Origin of the sequence: Mycobacterium sp. (genome assembly GCF_049683355.1) — a bacterium.
Classification (GTDB): domain Bacteria; phylum Actinomycetota; class Actinomycetes; order Mycobacteriales; family Mycobacteriaceae; genus Mycobacterium.
The window spans coordinates 1-19,007 of the sequence record NZ_JBAUJB010000187.1 but is presented as its reverse complement, the minus strand read 5'-3'; the positions used below and the strand labels follow the sequence as shown (position 1 = coordinate 19,007).

Annotated in this window: 16 protein-coding genes and 1 pseudogene; 10 read left to right on the top strand and 7 right to left on the bottom strand. The window is 67.5% G+C overall.

What is annotated here, in order from left to right; translation table 11 throughout:
- From WA944_RS11230 to WA944_RS11220, 3 genes and pseudogenes are all read right to left on the bottom strand, one after another.
- Positions 1-213: pseudogene (locus WA944_RS11230) on the bottom strand (HNH endonuclease); the annotation flags it as partial.
- Between the two features lie 30 nt (positions 214-243).
- Positions 244-1,854 carry a 4-coumarate--CoA ligase family protein gene (locus WA944_RS11225; RefSeq protein WP_526374114.1) on the bottom strand — a complete coding sequence of 537 codons (1,611 nt, stop codon included), beginning with the start codon at positions 1,852-1,854 and terminating at the stop codon, positions 244-246.
- A 34-nt stretch (positions 1,855-1,888) separates the two neighbouring features.
- Positions 1,889-2,290, bottom strand: a complete 402-nt coding sequence (locus tag WA944_RS11220) for an MmcQ/YjbR family DNA-binding protein (protein WP_526374113.1) — start codon at positions 2,288-2,290, stop codon at positions 1,889-1,891.
- Positions 2,291-2,392: 102 nt separating this feature from the next.
- Here WA944_RS11220 and ligA point away from each other — a divergent pair, with 102 nt between their 5' ends.
- The gene (gene ligA, locus WA944_RS11215; protein WP_526608560.1) at positions 2,393-4,480 is read left to right on the top strand and encodes an NAD-dependent DNA ligase LigA; all 2,088 of its coding nucleotides are present in this window, start codon (positions 2,393-2,395) and stop codon (positions 4,478-4,480) included.
- Between the two features lie 3 nt (positions 4,481-4,483).
- Here the strand turns inward: ligA and WA944_RS11210 are convergent, their stop codons facing one another.
- Positions 4,484-5,143, bottom strand: a complete 660-nt coding sequence (locus WA944_RS11210) for an ACT domain-containing protein (protein WP_526374201.1) — start codon at positions 5,141-5,143, stop codon at positions 4,484-4,486.
- Positions 5,144-5,224: 81 nt separating this feature from the next.
- Here WA944_RS11210 and gatC point away from each other — a divergent pair, with 81 nt between their 5' ends.
- Genes gatC through WA944_RS11195 form a run of 3 tightly spaced genes read left to right on the top strand, consistent with a single transcriptional unit; the run spans position 5,225 to position 8,082 of the window.
- Positions 5,225-5,524: an Asp-tRNA(Asn)/Glu-tRNA(Gln) amidotransferase subunit GatC gene (gatC, locus tag WA944_RS11205; protein WP_163889317.1), complete on the top strand. Its 300-nt coding sequence runs from the start codon at positions 5,225-5,227 to the stop codon at positions 5,522-5,524.
- The gene (gene gatA / locus WA944_RS11200; protein WP_526374200.1) at positions 5,521-7,005 is read left to right on the top strand and encodes an Asp-tRNA(Asn)/Glu-tRNA(Gln) amidotransferase subunit GatA; all 1,485 of its coding nucleotides are present in this window, start codon (positions 5,521-5,523) and stop codon (positions 7,003-7,005) included. Before gatC ends, gatA begins: the two co-directional genes overlap by 4 nt.
- A 45-nt stretch (positions 7,006-7,050) precedes the next feature.
- Positions 7,051-8,082, top strand: a complete 1,032-nt coding sequence (locus tag WA944_RS11195; RefSeq protein ID WP_163889321.1) for an ATP-dependent 6-phosphofructokinase — start codon at positions 7,051-7,053, stop codon at positions 8,080-8,082.
- 12 nt (positions 8,083-8,094) lie between these two features.
- Here the strand turns inward: WA944_RS11195 and WA944_RS11190 are convergent, their stop codons facing one another.
- Positions 8,095-9,525 carry a multicopper oxidase family protein gene (locus WA944_RS11190; RefSeq protein ID WP_526374078.1) on the bottom strand — a complete coding sequence of 477 codons (1,431 nt, stop codon included), beginning with the start codon at positions 9,523-9,525 and terminating at the stop codon, positions 8,095-8,097.
- 32 nt (positions 9,526-9,557) lie between these two features.
- On the opposite strand from WA944_RS11190, the gene gatB reads away from it, so the two are divergent.
- Both gatB and WA944_RS11180 read left to right on the top strand, forming a co-directional pair.
- Positions 9,558-11,063, top strand: a complete 1,506-nt coding sequence (gatB, locus tag WA944_RS11185; RefSeq protein WP_526608553.1) for an Asp-tRNA(Asn)/Glu-tRNA(Gln) amidotransferase subunit GatB — start codon at positions 9,558-9,560, stop codon at positions 11,061-11,063.
- A gap of 39 nt (positions 11,064-11,102) precedes the next feature.
- Positions 11,103-12,470, top strand: coding sequence for a sensor histidine kinase (locus WA944_RS11180; protein WP_526374787.1), 1,368 nt, complete (start codon positions 11,103-11,105; stop codon positions 12,468-12,470).
- A 15-nt stretch (positions 12,471-12,485) separates the two neighbouring features.
- Here the strand turns inward: WA944_RS11180 and WA944_RS11175 are convergent, their stop codons facing one another.
- Complete coding sequence (locus WA944_RS11175; RefSeq protein ID WP_526608555.1) at positions 12,486-13,607, bottom strand: PQQ-dependent sugar dehydrogenase; 1,122 nt, start codon at positions 13,605-13,607, stop codon at positions 12,486-12,488.
- Between the two features lie 135 nt (positions 13,608-13,742).
- Between WA944_RS11175 and WA944_RS11170 the strand changes: the two genes are divergently transcribed.
- On the top strand, positions 13,743-14,579 hold the full coding sequence (locus WA944_RS11170) for a DoxX family protein (RefSeq protein WP_526374791.1): 837 nt from the start codon (positions 13,743-13,745) through the stop codon (positions 14,577-14,579).
- Positions 14,580-14,582: 3 nt separating this feature from the next.
- Here WA944_RS11170 and WA944_RS11165 read toward each other — a convergent pair whose 3' ends face one another.
- Positions 14,583-14,978 carry a PH domain-containing protein gene (locus WA944_RS11165; RefSeq protein WP_526374793.1) on the bottom strand — a complete coding sequence of 132 codons (396 nt, stop codon included), beginning with the start codon at positions 14,976-14,978 and terminating at the stop codon, positions 14,583-14,585.
- 278 nt (positions 14,979-15,256) lie between these two features.
- On the opposite strand from WA944_RS11165, the gene WA944_RS11160 reads away from it, so the two are divergent.
- The 3 genes from WA944_RS11160 to ilvC are packed head-to-tail and all read left to right on the top strand — an operon-like array spanning position 15,257 to position 18,699.
- Positions 15,257-17,137 (top strand): acetolactate synthase large subunit, encoded by a 1,881-nt coding sequence (locus WA944_RS11160; RefSeq protein ID WP_526374795.1) that lies wholly within the window; start codon positions 15,257-15,259, stop codon positions 17,135-17,137.
- Positions 17,137-17,646 (top strand): acetolactate synthase small subunit, encoded by a 510-nt coding sequence (ilvN, locus tag WA944_RS11155; protein ID WP_163889343.1) that lies wholly within the window; start codon positions 17,137-17,139, stop codon positions 17,644-17,646. Before WA944_RS11160 ends, ilvN begins: the two co-directional genes overlap by 1 nt.
- Positions 17,647-17,685: 39 nt before the next feature.
- Positions 17,686-18,699: a ketol-acid reductoisomerase gene (ilvC, locus tag WA944_RS11150; RefSeq protein ID WP_526608558.1), complete on the top strand. Its 1,014-nt coding sequence runs from the start codon at positions 17,686-17,688 to the stop codon at positions 18,697-18,699.
- Positions 18,700-19,007 lie beyond the last annotated feature (308 nt).

Genomic DNA, 19,007 nt, shown 5'->3' with positions numbered 1-19,007 from the left:
GGCCAGCGCCACCTCCGAGGCCACCCCCTTCCCACGCCGAGCCGCCGGCATCCCGGCCGCCTCCTCGGCGGCGCGGCGCTTGGCCACCCACAACGCCGTCGCCCGCGCTTGGGTTGCCGCGGCCACGCTTTTCAGCTTCTCCAGCGACTCGACCTGCGCCCGCAGCTCAGCCTCACCCGCCCCGGGATCGATATCGAACACATTTTCGAACACACGCCCAGGCTAAACCACCCCACCGACAGATCACTGCGCTGTGCGCAGGTCCTTGCGCAGGATTTTGCCCGACGCCGACTTCGGGACCGCGTCGATGAACGCGACCTGGCGGACCTTCTTGTACGGGGCCACCTGGCCGGCGACGTACTCCATCACGTCGGCCTCGGTCAGGTCGGCGTCTTCGCGCTTGACCACAAACGCCTTGGGTACTTCCTCACCCTCGTCATCGGGCACGCCGACCACCGCGGCGTCGGCGATCTGCGGGTGCGCCAGCAACACGGCCTCCAATTCGGCGGGCGGCACCTGGTACCCCTTGTACTTGATCAGTTCCTTGAGCCGGTCCACGATGTACACGCAGCCGTGGGCGTCGACCTGCGCGAGGTCGCCGGTGTGCAGCCAGCCGTCCTCGTCAATGGTCGACCTGGTGGCCTCGTCGTTGTTGAGGTAGCCGGCCATCACGTTGGGCCCCTTGAACCACAACTCGCCGGTTTTGCTCAAACCTTCTTCCGGGGGCGCGATCTCGTCGCCGGTCTCCGGGTCGACGATCTTGGATGCTGCGTTCGACACCGTCCAGCCGACTGAGCTGAGCGGCGCCTCCGCCCGCAGGTTGTGCCGGCCGCCGTCAAACGGGGTGATGTGGCTTACCGGACTCAGCTCGCTCATCCCGTAGCCCTGCACCACCTTGCAGCCCAGTCGCTCGGCGACGGCCCGGCCGAGGTCGGCGTCCAGCGGCGCCGCACCGGACATCACGACGTTGAGCGACGACAGGTCATACGAGTCCACCAGCGGGTGCTTGGCCAGCGCCACCGCAACCGGAGGCGCGATGAAGGCGATGGTGCACTTGTGCTCGGCGATGTTGCCCAGGAACTCGCCGAGGTCGAAGCTCGGCATGATGACCAGTCGCGCACGGGCGTGCAGGGCTGCGTTGAGCAGGACGGTCATCCCGTAGATGTGGAAGAACGGCAGCACGGCCAGGATGACGTCGTCGGAGACCATTCCGTGCAGTGGGCGGATCTGTGCCACGTTGGCGACCAGGTTGCGGTGCGTCAGCATCACTCCCTTGGGGTTCCCGGTGGTCCCTGAGCTGTAGGGAAGCACCGCCAGATGCGCCGACGGCGCGAAACTCACCTCCGGGGCGCGGGTTGCGCCGGCAAGCAGGTCGGTGGCGTTGGGATGGCCGTCGGTATCGCGGCCCGCCCCGTCGAGCACCACCAGGTTCTCGTCGGGGATGCCCGCCGCCGCGGCGCCTTCCTTGGCCTGCGCCAGCATCGGCGTCACGGTGATCAGCATCTTGGCAGCGGAGTCGGTCAGCTGCTTGGTTATGTCCTTGGCGGTGAACAGCGCGTTGATCGTCGTGGCCGTCGCGCCGGCGCGCAGGATGGCATGGAAGGCGACGGCGAACGCCGAGCTGTTCGGGGCGAGCAGTCCGACCACGTCGCCGACCCCCAGGCCGCGTTCGGCCAGCGCACCGGCGAACGAATCGATCAGTGCGACCATCTCGCCGTAGGTGGTTTTCCTGCCGGACTTCGTGTCGATCAGCGCGACACGGTCGGCATCGGCGGTGTCCAGCTGGTCGAACAGGTAGTCGTAGACACTGGCTGTCGGGATGTCGACTTCGGGGAAGGGGCTCGCGAAGCTCATGGTCCCGATCGAACCATGCTCGGCCCCGACCGGGTCAGCGTTCGTCGAGCTGTTTCACCGATTTCTTCGGAGCGACCAACCGGAACGACGAGTCGACCAGCTCGGTGACCTCGTCCCAGTCCACTGCCGAGACCGTCAAGTCCATCCCCAGCCAGCCGAACGGCCCCATGTATGCGGGGTAGAAGAAGCGGCTGTCCTGCTCGAGTGCCCTGCGGTCGCTGTCGTTGACCTTGACCAGGATCGAGTGTGGGTGCGCCCGGTATTCGCCCTTCTTGTCTCCTTTGACGCTTCCGCCGTACATCAGGAACATCTTGGGCGCGCAGAACACCGGCCGACCCCAGGAGATCTTCTCGAACGCCGCCGGGAACCCGAGGGCGATCTCGCGCACTTCGGCCAACCCCGTGTCGTCCTCGCGGAACATGATCGGATGCGGCATGACGCCAGGGTATCCACACCGCCGCCGACGGCGCCGGGTGTCTGAGGGCTCAGATAACCTGCGGGGGTGAGTCCCAAGGCGGTCCCCGATCCTGAGGCGGCGCTGGCAGAGCAGGCTGACGATGCTCCCGCCGCCGACGTGCGGCGCCGGTGGCAGGAACTCGCCGACGAGGTGCGTGGCCACCAGTTCCGCTACTACGTACGCGACGCGCCGGTGATCTCGGACGCCGAGTTCGACACGCTGCTGCGCGAACTCCAGGCACTCGAAGAGTCCCACCCCGAGTTGCGCACACCCGATTCGCCCACCCAGCTCGTCGGTGGAGCGGGGTTCTCCACCGATTTCACCTCGGCCGATCACCTCGAGCGGATGCTGAGCCTGGACAACGTGTTCACTCCCGACGAGCTCGCCGCGTGGGCCGAGCGGATCAAAGGGGAGATTGGTCACGACGTGGACTATCTGTGCGAATTGAAGATCGACGGGGTCGCGCTGGCGCTGGTCTACCGTGACGGACGGCTCGTCCGCGCGGCGACCCGCGGCGACGGGCGTATCGGCGAGGATGTCACCCTCAATGCGCGCACCATCGACGACATTCCGGAAAAGCTGACCGGGACAGAAGAATTCCCGGTCCCGCCGGTGCTGGAGGTGCGCGGTGAGGTGTTCTTCCGGATCGCCGATTTCGAGGACCTGAACGCGGGTCTGGTCGCCGAGGGCAAGCCGCCTTTCGCCAACCCGCGCAACAGTGCGGCCGGGTCGCTGCGGCAGAAGAACCCCGCGGTCACCGCGCGGCGCCGGCTGCGGATGATCTGCCACGGGCTGGGCCACATCGAAGGTCCCGCGGGCTTCCCCTTCACATCGCTGCACGACGCCTACCGGGCGCTGGCTGCGTGGGGGTTGCCGGTGTCCGATCACACCGCCCAGGTCCAAGGCCTCGACGCGGTCACCGAACGGATCGCCTACTGGGGAGAGCACCGACACGACGTCGACCACGAGATCGACGGGGTTGTGGTGAAAGTCGACGACGTCGCGCTGCAGCGCCGCCTCGGTTCGACGTCACGCGCCCCGCGCTGGGCGGTGGCGTACAAGTACCCGCCCGAGGAAGCCACCACAAAACTTCTCGACATCCGCGTCAACGTGGGACGCACCGGACGGGTGACGCCGTTCGCGTACATGGAGCCGGTCACCGTCGCAGGGTCGACGGTCGGGCTGGCGACGCTGCACAACGCCTCGGAGGTCAAACGCAAGGGTGTGCTGATCGGTGACACCGTGGTGATCCGGAAGGCCGGCGACGTCATCCCCGAGGTGCTAGGTCCGGTCGTCGACCTGCGTGACGGCTCCGAACGGGAGTTCGTGATGCCCACCCACTGCCCGGAGTGCGGGACCGAATTGGCGCCCGCCAAAGAGGGCGATGCAGACATCCGCTGCCCCAGTTCCCGCACCTGCCCGGCGCAGTTGCGGGAGAGGGTGTTTCACGTGGCCGGTCGCGGCGCCTTCGACATCGAGGGCCTCGGCTACGAGGCCGCGATTGCGCTGCTGCAGGCGGGCGTCATCACCGACGAAGGCGATCTGTTCGACATCACGGCCGAGGATCTGCTCAAGACCGACCTGTTCACCACCAAGGCCGGAGAGGTGTCGGCCAATGGAAAGCGGCTGTTGGCCAATCTGGGCAAGGCGAAGTCCCAACCGCTGTGGCGGGTTCTGGTCGCGCTGTCGATCCGGCACGTCGGGCCGACTGCTGCGCGGGCACTGGCAACAGAGTTCGGCAGCCTCGATGCGGTCACCGCGGCATCGGAAGAACAACTGGCAGCTACCGAGGGGGTCGGCCCGACCATCGCCGCCGCGATCATCGACTGGTTCACCGTCGACTGGCACCGCGCCATCGTCGACAAGTGGCGCGAGGCCGGCGTGCGGATGGCCGACGAGCGTGACACCAGCATCGAACGGACGCTGGAGGGGCTGTCGATCGTCGTGACCGGGTCGCTGCCCGGCTTCTCCCGTGACGACGCCAAGGAAGCCATCGTCGCCAGGGGCGGCAAGGCGGCCGGTTCGGTGTCGAAGAAGACAGCGTATGTGGTGGCAGGTGATGCGCCAGGATCCAAGTACGACAAGGCAATCGAGCTCGGGGTGCCGGTGCTCGACGAGGACGGCTTCCGGCGCCTGCTCGAGGGCGGGCCGGAAGCGTTGGAGCGGTAGGGCTCAGCGCAGGATCGTCGCGATGATCCCGGCCAGGTAGCCCAGGCGCGCGACCTCGCTCGGCCGGAAGACCGGCCCGCCCGGACGGCCGAGGACCACAGCGGTGCGCGCACCGCCCAGCGGCGCGGCGGCCAGCGTGGTGTCCATGTCCCGCCACACCTGGGGCACCCAGTCGGCGGTGGCGTCGAGGGCTTCGGCCTGATCGATCGGAAGCCAGGGCGTCTCGGCGGCTTGGGTTTCGGGGGCTCCGGAACTGCCGACCAGGCGCTGCGGACCCTCATCGGTCAGCTGGGTGACCGTGCACCAACCGACACGCAGCACTTTGGGGGCTTCGTCGACGAGTACCTGGAACCTCTTGAGCCTGCCGTCGGCCGCGGCGACGTGATCGATCAACTCGAGTTCCCGGTGCGCTTCCAGCAGCCCGGTGTGTGGCCGGATGCTGTCGACGTAGACACCCTTGAGCTTCTCGGCGGCGGTGATCAGCATGTCAGCCATCGCGCCCGAGGGAAGGTCGACCACCAGATCGTCGACCGCGTAACCGGCCGCCCGCTCGACCACGTCGAGGGACAGGATGTCGGCGCCTACCGAACCGAGGGCGACGGCCAGCGAGCCGAGGCTGCCCGGCCTGTCCTCTAGCTGGACCCGCAGCAGATACGAAGGCACGCGCACACTGTTTCACGGGGAGTGGCTGGCAGGCGACTCGGACGCGATCGCCTGAAAGGCGTTGAACTAGGCTTGGCGGTCGTGTCACAGATCTCGCGAGACGAAGTTGCCCACCTGGCACGCCTTGCCCGGCTCGCCCTGACCGATGACGAACTCGACAGCTTCGTCGGCCAGCTCGACGCCATCCTCGGCCACGTCAGTCAGATCCAGGCGGTCGACGTCACCGGGGTGGAGGCCACCGACAATCCTTTGAAGGACGTCAACGTCTTTCGTCCGGACGTGGTCCGGCCGTCGCTGACACAGGAACAGGTCCTGGCGGCGGCGCCGAAGTCGGCCGACGAACGGTTCGCGGTTCCGCGGATTCTGGGAGAAGCCGAATGAGCACTTTGACCAGGCTGGATGCGGCGACGCTGAGCAGCAAGATCGCCGCCGGGGAAGTGTCCTCCACCGAGGTGACGCAGGCGTGCCTGGATCAGATCGCCGCCACCGACGGTGACTACCACGCGTTCCTGCACGTCGCGGCCGATCAGGCGCTCGAAACCGCGGCCGCCGTGGACGCCGCTCTCGCCGCCGGCGAGCAGCTGCCGTCCCCGCTGGCCGGTGTCCCGCTGGCCCTCAAGGACGTGTTCACCACCACCGATATGCCCACGACGTGCGGATCGAAGATCCTCGAGGGATGGACATCGCCGTTCGACGCCACCGTGACCACGCGGCTGCGCGCCGCAGGCATCCCGATACTCGGCAAGACCAACATGGACGAGTTCGCGATGGGATCGTCGACCGAGAACTCGGCGTACGGACCGACCCGCAACCCGTGGAACGTCGACCGGGTGCCCGGCGGGTCGGGCGGTGGCAGCGCCGCCGCGCTGGCCGCTTTCCAAGCGCCGCTGGCGATCGGATCCGACACCGGCGGCTCGATCCGGCAACCGGCGGCTCTCACCGCGACGGTCGGCGTCAAACCCACCTACGGCACGGTGTCCCGGTACGGGCTGATCGCCTGCGCCTCATCGCTGGATCAGGGTGGGCCGTGCGCGCGCACGGTGCTGGACACGGCGCTGCTGCACGCGGTCATCGCGGGCCATGACCCGTGCGATTCCACGTCGGTGGACGCCGCAGTGCCCGACGTCGTCGGCGCCGCGAGGGCGGGCGCGACCGGTGACCTCACCGGCGTGCGGGTCGGGGTGATCAGACAACTGCGCAGCGGTGAGGGCTACCAGCCGGGGGTCTCCGCCTCCTTCGACGCCGCCCTCGAGCAGCTCACCGCGCTCGGCGCGCAGGTCAGCGAGGTCGACTGCCCGCACATCAACTACTCGTTGCCCTCCTACTACCTGATCCTGCCGTCGGAGGTGTCGTCGAACCTCGCGAAGTTCGACGGGATGCGTTTCGGCTTGCGCAGCGGGGACGACGGCACCCACAGCGCCGAAGAGGTGATGGCGCTGACCCGCGCTGCCGGTTTCGGTCCCGAGGTCAAGCGCCGGATCATGATCGGTGCGTACGCGTTGTCCGCCGGCTACTACGACGCGTACTACAACCAGGCGCAGAAGGTGCGCACGCTGATCGCGCGCGACCTCGACGACGCGTACCGCAACGTGGACGTGCTGGTGTCACCCACCACGCCGACGACCGCGTTCGCGCTGGGCGAGAAGGTCGATGATCCGTTGTCGATGTACCTGTTCGATCTGTGCACATTGCCGCTGAACCTCGCCGGGCACTGCGGAATGTCGGTACCGTCAGGTCTGTCGGCGGACGACAACCTGCCCGTCGGGCTGCAGATCATGGCGCCGGCCCTGGCGGATGATCGGCTCTACCGGGTGGGTGCGGCCTACGAGGCGGCACGCGGTCCTCTGCCAACTGCGCTGTAACGGGGGAGGATGGTGCCGACGCCGAGGAGCTGGAGGGCTTAGCGAATGCGTATCGGAGTGCTGACCGGTGGAGGCGACTGCCCCGGTTTGAACGCGGTCATCAGGGCCGTGGTTCGTACGTGCGACGTCCGTTACGGCTCTTCTGTCGTCGGATTCCTGGACGGGTGGCGCGGCCTGCTCGAGGATCGCCGCATCCAACTGAAAAACGACGACCGCAACGACCGGCTGCTGACCAAGGGCGGGACCATCCTCGGCACCGCGCGCACCAACCCGGACAAGCTTCGTGCCGGGCTGGATCAGATCAAGCAGACGTTGGAGGACAACGGGATCGACGTGCTGATCCCGATCGGCGGGGAGGGCACCCTGACGGCCGCGCACTGGCTGTCGGAGGAGAACGTCCCGGTGGTGGGCGTGCCGAAGACGATCGACAACGACATCGACTGCACCGACGTGACATTCGGCCACGACACCGCGCTGCACGTCGCCACCGATGCCATCGACCGCCTGCACAGCACCGCCGAGTCGCACCAGCGCGTGATGCTCGTCGAGGTGATGGGCCGTCACGCGGGCTGGATCGCGCTGAATTCCGGGCTGGCCTCCGGTGCGCACATGACGCTGATCCCCGAACAGCCGTTCGACGTCGAAGAGGTGTGCCGGCTGGTCAAACAGCGGTTCATCCGCGGCGATTCACATTTCATCTGTGTGGTGGCCGAGGGCGCGAAACCTGCCGAGGGCTCGATGCAGTTGCTCAAGGGCGGAACCGACGAGTTCGGCCACGAACGGTTCACCGGGGTGGCGCAACAACTCGCCGTAGAAGTCGAGAAGCGAATCAACCGGGAAGTGCGCGTGACGGTGCTCGGCCACGTGCAGCGTGGCGGCATGCCGACACCCTATGACCGGGTTCTGGCCACCCGCTTCGGCGTCAACGCCGCAGACGCCGCCCATGCCGGTGAGTACGGGATGATGGTCTCGCTGCGTGGGCAGGACATCGGACGGGTCCCGCTCGCCGACGCGGTCCGTCAACTCAAGCTGGTGCCCCAGAGCCGTTACGACGACGCGGCCGAGTTCTTCGGCTGAGAACCCACCACGTCACGGCGTGTACTGCAGGTAGGTCGCCATTCCCGCTTCGAGGTGATATTCGTTGTGGCAGTGGGTGATCCACTTCCCGGGGTTGTCGGTATCGAAGTCGGCCACCAAAGTTGCCAGCGGCGGCACCAGCACCGTGTCCTTGCGGGCGCGCGGTCCGTCGGGCCCCTGCACCTGGAAGGTGTGCCCGTGCAGATGCATCGGGTGAAACATCATGGAGTCGTTGATGTAGCGGATCCTGGTCCGCTGGGCGGGGCGCACTGGCAGGCCGGGTAGTAGAGGGTCGTAGACCTGGTCGTTGATGACCCAGGTGTACGGGGTGATCGGGCCTCCCAACCGGAGATCCAGCGTCTGGGTCGGCAGTGCTTCCGGCAGGGTGTCGGCCTCGGTGGGGCGCAGCGTCGCGGTGTCCAGCGGCTCCTGCAGCGTCAGTTGTGCGGCGAACCGGCCGACTGCTCCCTGGTCACCGGCAACCGGGGCGCCGGCCACCCGGAGGTTCAGCTGGGCCCACCCGTCCTTGCCGTAGGGCACCGCAACGACCGGCACCGACGAGTCGCCCAGGGTGAGGATCGCGTCCACCCGCTCGCCCATCCCCAGCAACACCGAGTCGGTCTGTTGGGGCACCACCGGATAGCCGTCGGTGTGGGTGACCGTCATCGGGATGCCCGGGACGCCGACCCGGAACGCGGTATCGCCGCCGGCGTTGATGATCCGGAGCCTGATCCGGCGGCGCGGCGGGTACTCGACGACCCGCGGGTCGTCGGGCACCCGGCCGTTGATCAGGTAGTACGGGTAGGCGACGTCGCCGCCGTCGCGGCCCAGCGGCATCGTGGCGCTCACCCCGGGCCCACCCGGTTCCATCGGTGCCATCCCGGTCCGGCGGAGATTGTCGAACACCGCATCGGGATCGGTGCCGGTGCCGTCGAGCCAGTCGTCGAGAACCAGGGTCAGTTCGTCGTCGTAGTCGGCGCCGTCGGCGGGATCCTCGACGATCACCGGGGCGTACAGGCCGCGGTCCAGCTGCGACCCGAAGTGCGGATGCGCCCAGTAGGTGCCGCTGTCCGGCACCACGAACTCGTAGCGGAACGTCGAACCAGGGGCGACGGCCTGCTGTGTGAGCACGGGTACGCCGTCCATGTCGTTGGGGATGGCCAGACCGTGCCAGTGAATGGTCGAGGGCTCCGGCAGCTCGTTGGCCATCGTGATCTGCAGGGTCTGGCCGCGTGCCACGCGGATCTCATCGGCGGGCACCCGCCCGTTCCAGGCCCAGGTCGAGACGACGACGCCCGCTCCGAGGTCGATATCGGTGACGGTGGCGGTCATCGTGGCATCCGCACCGGGTCGGGGAGGGCGGGCACAACCGCCCAGCAGGGTGCCGCCGGCCAGGGCTCCGATCGTGCCCGCCCGAAGGAACGTGCGCCGATCCATCGGCATCGGACAATTCAAGCACGAATAGGATTCTGTACATGAGTGTTGCGGCAAGTGCAGACCTGCTGGATTACGACCAGGTCATCGCCGAGTTCGAGCCTGTGCTCGGCCTGGAGGTCCATGTCGAACTCTCGACGAGGACCAAGATGTTCTGCGGCTGTGCCAACAGTTTCGGAAATCAGCCCAACACCCAGGTGTGTCCGGTGTGTCTGGGCCTGCCCGGGTCGCTTCCGGTGCTCAACCAGGTGGCCGTGGAGTCGGCGATCCGCATCGGCCTGGCGCTGAACTGCGAGATCGTGCCGTGGTGCCGGTTCGCCAGGAAGAACTACTTCTACCCGGACATGCCGAAGAACTACCAGATCTCGCAGTACGACGAGCCCATCGCAGTCAACGGTCATCTCGAGGTACCGCTCGACGACGGCACCACCTGGCGGGTGGAGATCGAACGGGCCCACATGGAGGAGGACACCGGCAAGCTCACCCACCTGGGCAGCGAGACCGGGCGGATCGCCGGGGCCACCACCTCGCTGATCGACTACAACCGTTCGGGTGTTCCGCTGATCGAGATCGTCACCCGCCCGATCGAGGGCGCCGGCGACCGGGCTCCCGAGATCGCGCGCGCGTACGTGACCGCCCTTCGAGACCTGTTGCGCGCCCTCGGCGTCTCCGATGTCCGGATGGACCAGGGATCGATGCGCTGCGACTCGAACGTCTCGCTCAAGCCGAGAGGTCAGGCGGAGTTCGGCACCCGCACCGAGACGAAGAACGTCAACTCGCTCAAGAGCGTGGAAGTGGCGGTCCGCTACGAGATGCGCAGGCAGGCAGCAGTTCTGAAGTCCGGCGGCTCGATCGTCCAGGAAACCCGCCACTTTCACGAGGACGGCTACACCTCGCCGGGGCGCAGCAAGGAGACCGCGCAGGACTACCGGTACTTCCCTGAGCCCGACCTGGAACCGGTGGCCCCCGGCGCCGAGTACGTCGACCAGCTGCGCCAGACCATCCCCGAACTTCCGTGGTTGACCCGCAACCGGATTCAGCAGGAATGGGGTATCTCCGACGAGGTGATGCGCGACCTGGTCAACATCGGCGCCATCGACCTGATCGCCGCGACCGTCGAACACGGTGCCTCCAGCGACGCCGCGAAGGCCTGGTGGGGAAACTTCCTGGTGCAGAAGGCCAACGAGATCGGCGTCGAGCTCGAAGCCCTGGCCATCACCCCGGCTCAGGTCGCCGCGGTGGTCAAGCTCGTCGACGACGGCAAGTTGTCCAACAAGCTGGCCCGTCAGGTCGTCGAAGGGGTGCTGGCCGGCGAGGGTGAACCCGAGCAGGTGATGGCCGACCGCGGGCTGGCTGTGGTGCGCGACGACTCACTGATCCAGGCCGCCATCAATGAAGCTCTCGAGGCTCACCCCGACATCGCCGAGAAGATCCGCGGCGGCAAGGTGCAGGCCGCCGGCGCCATCGTCGGCGCGGTGATGAAAGCCACCAAGGGACAGGCCGACGCCACGCGGGTACGCGAGCTGGTCATGGCTGCCTGCAGCTGACATGACCCTCAACACGCTGGTGCGGGGGACGTCGAGCCGATGAAGCGACCCCAGGATCTGGTGTTCCGGCTGCTGGCGCACCCGCTTCGGCTGCTGTCGCTGCGGTCGATCGTCATCCTCGCTCAGCTGGGCGTGATCATCCTGGTGCTCACGCTGGGCGTCTGGGTGTGGGTCGGGGTCACCAACGACCAGTACAACCAGCTGGACCGGCGACTGGACTCGCTGTCGAGCTTCGGTGACGTCAACACCCTGCTGCGCAGCGCGCAGGACGGGATCGGGCCCGAGCCGACCGAGGGCGGCCTGGTGCGCACCGCCCGCATCGGCGACGCCACAGTCTCGATCCCCGCCGACGTGGTGCTGCCCGAACTTCCCAGCGGATACTCCGACACCACGATCCAAGGTGTCGAGTACCGGGTCCGCACGATCACCACCGGCACCGCCGCGATCGCGCTGGGAGCGCCGCTGGCCGAGACGCAGGCCCGCATCGACTCGCTGCACTGGCGGGTGTTCTGGATCTGCTTCGGGGTGATCGTCGCCACCCTGCTCGTCGGCTGGGTGATCGCGCTGATCATGGTCAACCCCTTCCGGCTGCTCGCTCAACAGGCCAGGGCGATCAACGCGCAGTCCAATCCGGACGAAGTGCAGGTGCGGGGAGTGTGGGAAGCGGTGGAGATCTCCGAGGCGGTGGAAGGCATGCTCGCCCGGATCGGAGACGAGCAGCAGCGCACCCGGGCGGCGCTGGAGTCGGCACGCGATTTCGCCTCCGTCGCCTCTCATGAACTGCGCACACCGCTGACGGCGATGCGCACCAACCTCGAGGTGCTGCTGACCCTCGACATGGGCGTCGAGCAGCGCAAGGAGGTGATCAGTGACGTGATGCGCACCCAGACCCGGATCGAGGCGACGCTGAGCGCGTTGGAGCGGCTCGCGCAGGGGGAGTTGACCACGGTGGACGACTTCGTTCCCGTCGATGTCGCCGAACTGCTGGACCGCGCAGCCCACGACGCGATGCACAACTATCCCGGGCTCGACGTGTCGCTGGCGTCCTCGACGACGGTGCTGATGCTCGGGATGCCGGCGGGATTACGACTGGTCATCGACAACGCCATTGCCAATGCCGTGAAGCACGGCGGCGCGACCCAGGTTCGGTTGAGTGTCGTGAGTTCGTCTGCCGGCGTGGAGATCGCCGTCGACGACAACGGATCGGGCGTGCCCTCAGAGGAGCGGGCCGAGGTCTTCCAGCGCTTCCACCGCGGAAGCACCGCCTCGCGATCGGGTTCCGGTCTGGGGCTGGCGCTGGTCGCCCAGCAGGCCGAGATACACGGGGGCACTGCCGCGCTGGAAGTCAGCCCGATGGGCGGGACACGGCTGATCCTGCGTCTGCAGGGGTCGGGACCCTCCCACTGACCGGCGGCCGGTCGATCAGGTCTTCTCCTCGTTGGCGCGCGGGAAGCCGCCACCCTGCGGGAAGAGTGGGAACACGACGTCGTCGAGGTTCATCGCGTCGCCGGCGGTCTTGTTGACGGTGGCGCCCCAGATATTGCCGTCCGGTGACACCTGCAGCGCCCATGCGTGACCGTGTCGGTCCTGGCGGACCACCTCGGGCTCACCGGTCACCGCACCGGTGTCCGGGGCCAACTGCACGGCGACTGTCTGCTTGGTCTCGACGAGGTTGACCAGCACCGTGCCGTCCAGTGCTGCGCAGCCGGCCACGCCGGGACGGTCCGGCCAGGTCCACACCGTCGACACCGTCGAGTCCTTGGTGATGCGCTGCAACCGGTCCGCCGTCGGCGTCCGATCGGTGACGTAGAGGGACCCGTCGGCCGGGTCGGTGCACGTGCCGCCTGCCGGGCCGAGGCCGGACATCGCCGTCGTGGTCGGGGCCTGGTCCACGGTGGTGGGCTGCTCGATGCGAAGCAGTTTGCCCGCCATCGAACCCGGATCCGACGCCTGGGCCGGATCGCCGGCGTCTCCGGTCTGCACCATCAACGTCGTCGGGCTGCTGAACAGCAGCGAGCCCCTGTTGCCGGTGGCACCTTTGGGGATGCCGGTCAGGATCGGCTTGGGGACATCGCCGTCTGCGATCCGGATGACGCGGTTGTCGGTGGGGGTGCTGATGTAGGCGTACATCAGCCGGTCCTGGGAGTACGTCGGGGACAACACGATGTCCATCAGGCCGCCGTCGCCGCTGGGATCGACGGGGATCACCGTCTCGACCTCCGGTTCGGCGCGCACAGACACCTTCTTGACAGCTCCGGTGTTGCGCTCGGCCACCAGCGCGGACTGGCTGTCCGGCAGCATGATCAGGCCGCTGGTGCTCTCCAGGCAGCCCTGCATCACCCCGGGTGCGGGGCATTCCTTGGGGAAGGGTTTGGCGGGCAGCGGCGGCGGCGGGGGTGGCGTCGACGTCGGTCCCGGCGCGAGCTGCGGAGGGGTGGTGAACGGCTGGGACTGCGCCGAGTCGAATCTGGCGCAGCCGGACCCGACGAGCAACGCCGTGGACAACAGGACGACGATTGCCCCCGGCGGCCGACGCTGACTCATGCCCGCCAGGTTACGGATCGTCGGGCGGTGCGCGCCACGCGCGCCCGCCTGGCACCTGCGCGACCCAGCACAAACAGGCCCAACGCGCCGCGCCAATTCCCGATTCGGGAGTGACTTGCACTTACCCTGGCAGGCGTGACAAGTCCACATGACCCACGCCCCTGGCAGCGGCCCGACGATTCGGGCGGGCGGCCTGCGTCGGCGAGCCTGGTGGACCCCGAAGACGACCTTCCCTCCGCGAACTACGGCGGAGACTTCGAAACCACTGCGATCCCGCGCTACGACGCCAGCAAACCGGCCGGTGACAACCCGTTCGGACTGATCAACGATCCGGAGCCGCTGCCGTATGTGCAGCCCAGCGGCGGTCTGGCGGCCGGCGCATACGGCGCCACGGCCGCACCTGCCGAAGTCGGCCCCGGTGATGCCGACCAGGACGGGGCCCGCGACCGCAGAGGTACCCAGGATCTCGGCCTGCTCTTGCTCAGGGTCGCTGTCGGCGCTCTTCTCATCGGTCACGGCCTGCAGAAGGTCTTCGGCTTGTGGGGCGGGCCCGGGCTCGACGGGTTCCGGGACTCGTTGACCGAATGGGGCTTCCAGCGCGCCGACATCCTGACCTACGTCGCCTCAGGTGGCCAGATCGCGGCCGGCGTGCTGTTGGTCCTCGGACTGTTCACTCCCGTCGCCGCCGCCGGTGCGCTGGCCTACCTCGTCACCGCGATGCTGACCGAGGTGATGATCGCCCACGACGAGGCCCGGCTGTCCGCCTTTCTCACCGACGGGCACGAGTATCAGGTCATCCTGCTGTGTGCGGTGGCGGCGATCATCCTGATCGGTCCCGGCCGCTACGGTCTGGACGCCGGCCGCGGCTGGACGCGCAGGCCGTTTGTCGGGTCGGCGGCCGCGCTCATCCTGGGCGTGGGGGTCGGGGTGGCGATCTGGGTTGTGCTCAACGGCGCAAACCCCTTGGCGTAACCGCTATTCGTACGGGTTGGGAACCCGGCCGCCGCTGGCGGCCGTCAACACCGGCAGTGTCGCGAACGTCACCGCCGGAAGTGAGATCTCACTGCCGTCGTGGCGCCGCGCCAGTGCCCAGGACCGACGGCCGAACCGCAGTCCCTCGATGTCGTCCCAGCGGACGGTTCGGCTGCCGAACAGGCTGCGGGCGGTCACGTGATCGCGATCTGCGGTCGTGCGGTACCGGACGATCACCAGCGACAACAGTGCCGGGATGAGGAGCAGCAGCACCGACCAGCCGCGCAGTGCCAGCACCACCGACAGCAGGCCGAACGTGAACAGCGCGACGGCCAGATGCGCCATCGGCGAGATCCTGATGACGACCGGTGTCGAGGCCGCCGCTGAGGGGGAACCCATGCCGCCATCATCCCATCGCCGGGCAGCGCGTCGTCCGGTGCTCGGCGGCGCGGACCGAATTTGACCTTTGGCCAGTTCGGCGGCTACCGTCGACGGTTATGCACACCATGCTCGTAGTAATCGGGTTGCGCGTTGATGCCGCGCTGGCCCCGATTCGGGCATAGCAACTCAGCATCGACGCGCAACCCTCGTACAGCCGCCGGGCTGACGGGGGTTTTTTCTTGCTCCCAGCACCGACTTGAGAAGATCGCACCGACCGAAAAGGACCAGAGGACACCGTGAGCGCACCCACCACGCGACCACCCGAGCAGTCGGCGACCCCGACGCACGGGAGAGCGGCTACCGCGAAGCACAACTCCGCGATGGCCCCGGCGCAAGCCATCCGTCAACCGAACCGCATTGCCCCGCAGCAACTCACCGGCGCACAGGCGGTCATCCGGGCGCTCGAGGAACTCGACGTCGAGGTGATCTTCGGTATCCCCGGCGGTGCGGTCCTGCCGGTGTACGACCCGCTGTTCGATTCGGAGAAGCTGCGGCACGTCCTGGTCCGCCACGAACAGGGTGCGGGCCACGCAGCCAGCGGCTACGCCCACGCCACCGGCAAGGTGGGCGTCATGATGGCGACGTCCGGCCCCGGCGCGACCAACCTGGTGACGCCGCTGGCAGACGCTCAGATGGACTCGATACCCGTCGTGGCGATCACCGGTCAGGTCGGACGAGGGCTCATCGGCACGGACGCGTTCCAGGAAGCCGACATCTCCGGGATCACGATGCCGATCACCAAGCACAACTTCCTGGTGCGCAACGGTGACGACATCGGGCGCGCGCTGGCCGAGGCGTTTCACATCGCCTCGACCGGGCGCCCGGGCGCGGTGCTCGTCGACATCCCGAAGGACATCCTGCAGGGGGAGTGCACGTTCAGCTGGCCACCGCAGATGGATCTGCCGGGCTACAAGCCGAACACCAAGCCGCACAACCGGCAGATCCGCGAGGCGGCCAAGCTGATCGCCGCGGCCCGCAAGCCCGTGCTCTACGTCGGCGGCGGCGTCATCCGCGGTGAAGCCACCGCGGAACTGGCGGCGCTGGCCGAGCTGACCGGCATCCCGGTGGTGACCACGTTGATGGCGCGCGGTGCGTTCCCGGACAGCCACCGACAGAACCTCGGAATGCCCGGCATGCACGGCACCGTGTCCGCGGTGGCCGCACTGCAACGCAGCGATCTGCTGATCGCCCTGGGGACCCGCTTCGATGACCGGGTGACCGGAAAGCTGGAGTCGTTCGCCCCCGAGGCCAAGGTGATCCACGCTGACATCGACCCGGCGGAGATCGGCAAGAACAGGCACGCCGACGTGCCGATCGTGGGCGACGTCAAGGCGGTCATCACTGATCTGCTGGATGCGCTGCGACGCGACGACACCGCCGCCGCCATCGAGATCGACCAGTGGTGGAAATACCTGCAGAACGTGCAGGAGACCTACCCGTTGAGCTACGGACCGCAGAGTGACGGCAGCCTGTCGCCCGAGTACGTCATCGAAAGTCTCGGCAAGATCGCCGGGCCGGACGCGATCTACGTGGCAGGTGTCGGCCAGCACCAGATGTGGGCCGCCCAGTTCATCACCTACGAGAAGCCCAAGACGTGGCTGAACTCGGGTGGACTGGGCACCATGGGCTACGCGGTGCCCGCGGCGATGGGCGCCAAGATGGGTTGCCCGGACACCGAGGTGTGGGCGATCGACGGCGACGGCTGCTTCCAGATGACCAACCAGGAGCTGGCCACCTGCGCGATCGAGGGCATCCCCATCAAGGTCGCCGTGATCAACAACGGCAACCTCGGCATGGTGCGGCAGTGGCAGACGCTGTTCTACCAGGAGCGGTACAGCCAGACGGATCTGTCCACGCACTCGCGGCGCATCCCGGACTTCGTCAAGCTGGCCGAGGCGCTGGGCTGCGTCGGATTGCGCTGTGAGCGTGAGGAAGACGTGGCGGAAGTGATCGCCCAGGCGCGGGCGATCAACGACCGGCCGGTGGTCATCGACTTCACCGTCGGCGCGGACGCCCAGGTGTGGCCGATGGTGGCCGCGGGCACCAGCAACGACGAGATCCAGGCGGCGCAGGGAATCCGGCCGTTGTTCGGCGATCCGGAAGAGGGACACGCGTGATGACCGCTGCTCCGCGCACACACACGCTGTCGGTGCTCGTCGAGGACAAGCCCGGCGTGCTCGCCCGGGTGGCGTCGCTGTTCTCCCGGCGCGGCTACAACATCCAGTCGCTGGCGGTCGGGGCCACCGAACAGAAGAACCTCTCCCGGATGACCATCGTGGTCGACGTCGAGGATTCACCGCTGGAGCAGATCACCAAGCAGCTCAACAAGTTGATCAACGTGATCAAGATCGTCGAGCAGGACGAGGAGACCACCGTCTCCCGCGAGCTCGCGCTGATCAAGGTCCGCACCGATGCCGCCACCCGTGGCCAGGTCATCGAGGCGGTCAACCTGTTCCGCGCCAAGGTCGTCGACGTCTCGAACGAGTCGCTGACCGTCGAGGCCACCGGCACGCCTGGAAAGATCGAGGCGCTGTTGCGGGTGCTCGAGCCCTACGGGGTGCGCGAGATCGTCCAGTCCGGTGTGGTGTCGCTGTCCCGCGGCCCCCGCGGTATCAGCACCAAGTAATGATTCGAAAAGCAAAGAACAGAAAGAAGATTCACGAAGATGGCAGTTGAGATGTTCTATGACGACGACGCGGACCTGTCGATCATCCAGGCCCGCAAGGTCGGCGTCATCGGCTACGGCAGCCAGGGGCACGCGCACTCGCTGAGCCTGCGCGACTCCGGCGTCCAGGTGAAGGTGGGCCTCAAGGAGGGGTCGAAGTCCCGCGAGAAGGTCACCGAGCAGGGTCTCGAGGTCGACACCCCGGCAGAGGTGGCCAAGTGGGCCGACGTGATCATGCTGCTCGCGCCCGATACCGCACAGGCCGACATCTTCTCCAGCGACATCGAGCCGAATCTCAACGACGGTGACGCGCTGTTCTTCGGCCACGGGCTGAACATCCACTTCGATCTGATCAAGCCCCCGGCGAACGTCACCATCGGCATGGTGGCCCCGAAGGGGCCGGGGCACCTGGTGCGCCGGCAGTTCGTCGACGGCAAGGGCGTGCCCTGTCTGATCGCCGTCGACCAGGACCCGAAGGGCGAGGGCCAGGCGTTGGCGCTGTCCTATGCCAAGGGCATCGGCGGCACCCGCGCCGGCGTCATCAAGACCACGTTCAAGGACGAGACCGAAACCGATCTCTTCGGTGAGCAGGCCGTGCTGTGCGGTGGCACCGAGGAACTGGTCAAGACCGGCTTCGAAGTCATGGTCGAGGCCGGTTACGCGCCCGAGCTCGCCTACTTCGAGGTGTTGCACGAGCTCAAGCTGATCGTCGACCTGATGTACGAGGGTGGCATCGCCCGGATGAACTACTCGGTGTCCGACACCGCGGAGTTCGGGGGCTATCTGTCCGGCCCACGGGTGATCGACGCCGATACCAAGCAGCGGATGAAGCAGATTCTCGGCGACATCCAGGACGGGACCTTCGTCAAGCGGCTGGTCGCCAATGTCGAGGGCGGCAACAAGGAACTCGAGCAGCTGCGTAAGGAGAACGCCGAGCACCCGATCGAGGTGACCGGCAAGAAGCTGCGCGACCTGATGAGCTGGGTGGACCGCCCGATCACCGAAACGGCTTAGTCGCAAACGATTTCAGCGTAGTTCGTCATGCTCACGGTGACGAACTACGCCGAAGCCGTGCGGGGGTGGGTTTTGCTTCGGCAAGCTCTTCGGTCTGGGCGCGCCAATGCTCCCTGTTGCCTCATGTCATCCCTGAAGGGGCGGGGTGCTGTCAAGGCTTTGGCGGACCTGGGGTTTTGCTGATTTTCGGCCTCCGTGTGGGCGGCATCGGGTAAGGGCCGGGGTCAAGACGGAGCGCCCGCAGCGTAGCGAGGACGAACGGTCTTGATCACCGCGCCCGTGCCGATGCATACTTCGGCGGATGCCGG

What these genes read in the sequence shown, in the direction of transcription:
- ilvN (WP_163889343.1), top strand. Translation starts at nt 17,137, where the DNA reads ATGACCGCTGCTCCGCGCACACACACGCTGTCGGTGCTCGTCGAGGAC.
- WA944_RS11180 (WP_526374787.1), top strand. Translation starts at nt 11,103, where the DNA reads ATGAAGCGACCCCAGGATCTGGTGTTCCGGCTGCTGGCGCACCCGCTT.
- WA944_RS11165 (WP_526374793.1), bottom strand. Translation starts at nt 14,978, where the DNA reads ATGGGTTCCCCCTCAGCGGCGGCCTCGACACCGGTCGTCATCAGGATC.
- WA944_RS11190 (WP_526374078.1), bottom strand. Translation starts at nt 9,525, where the DNA reads ATGCCGATGGATCGGCGCACGTTCCTTCGGGCGGGCACGATCGGAGCC.
- gatB (WP_526608553.1), top strand. Translation starts at nt 9,558, where the DNA reads ATGAGTGTTGCGGCAAGTGCAGACCTGCTGGATTACGACCAGGTCATC.
- ilvC (WP_526608558.1), top strand. Translation starts at nt 17,686, where the DNA reads ATGGCAGTTGAGATGTTCTATGACGACGACGCGGACCTGTCGATCATC.
- gatA (WP_526374200.1), top strand. Translation starts at nt 5,521, where the DNA reads ATGAGCACTTTGACCAGGCTGGATGCGGCGACGCTGAGCAGCAAGATC.
- WA944_RS11220 (WP_526374113.1), bottom strand. Translation starts at nt 2,290, where the DNA reads ATGCCGCATCCGATCATGTTCCGCGAGGACGACACGGGGTTGGCCGAA.
- WA944_RS11225 (WP_526374114.1), bottom strand. Translation starts at nt 1,854, where the DNA reads ATGAGCTTCGCGAGCCCCTTCCCCGAAGTCGACATCCCGACAGCCAGT.
- WA944_RS11175 (WP_526608555.1), bottom strand. Translation starts at nt 13,607, where the DNA reads ATGAGTCAGCGTCGGCCGCCGGGGGCAATCGTCGTCCTGTTGTCCACG.
- WA944_RS11195 (WP_163889321.1), top strand. Translation starts at nt 7,051, where the DNA reads ATGCGTATCGGAGTGCTGACCGGTGGAGGCGACTGCCCCGGTTTGAAC.